This window comes from Streptomyces sparsus, assembly GCF_054776295.1.
Window position 1 is genome coordinate 1 of sequence record NZ_BAAHCA010001450.1, and the last position, 833, is coordinate 833.

Consider the following 833-nt stretch of genomic DNA (forward strand, 5'->3'; position numbering starts at 1 on the left):
CGGCCCTCGCCGGACACCGGCTGGGCGGGCACCACGGGCGCCTCGGCCTCCGGCAGGTCGTCGTCGTGGTTCCTGCGCCGCCCCGGCAGCGCCAGGACCAGCACCACGAGACCCAGCAGGCCCTGCGCCCAGATCCAGGCACCGGCCAGTGCGGGCGTCCGGTGCACGACCTCCAGCGCACCGCCCGAGGCGGGCAGTTCGAAGCCCTGCGCCCAGCCGTCCACAGTGACCGGCTTCAGTGGCCGGCCGTCCAGGGTGGCCTGCCAGCCGTCGGACGCGGCGTCGGCGAGACGCAGCACCCGGCCGTCCGGGCCGTCCCGCAGCTGGGTGCGGACCTCGACCGGGCCGGCCGCCACGGGCACCGGCTCGGCGTCCGGAGCGACGACGGTGACCCGGGAGATCTTGCCGTCGACGCGCCACAGTTCACCGCCGGCCTGCTTGCTGAGCCGTTCCAGGCCGGGCGTGGCGTTGAGCACCCTGACCATGTCGCGGGGCGCGCCGTCCCGGACGAAGACGTATCGCACGCCGTACCCGCCGAGCTGTTCGGTCTGGTCGGCGCCGGACCCGGCGATGAGGTTGGCGACGACACCGTCGAGCCGGCTGTCGTCGCCGGCGGCGCGGGCGAGGTCACCGTCGCCGAGCCGGGCGCCGGAACCGCGGACCAGGGTGTAGCGGACCTCGCTGCCGGTGCCGCCGTTGAGCACGAGGGTGCGAGGCTGGTCGCGGGTGGCGCTCTCCTCCGCGACGAACGCGGGCACCTGCACCGGGCTGCGCCGCTCGAGCGGGCCGTGCGCGCCGGAGACCATCCAGCCCACCGCGGCGATCAGCGGCGC

At 76.4% G+C, this 833-nt stretch carries 1 pseudogene; it reads right to left on the reverse strand.

Annotation, left to right across the window (positions count from 1 at the left end):
- Positions 1-833 (reverse strand): annotated as a pseudogene (locus ACYVE9_RS28980) (family 2 glycosyl transferase); the annotation flags it as partial.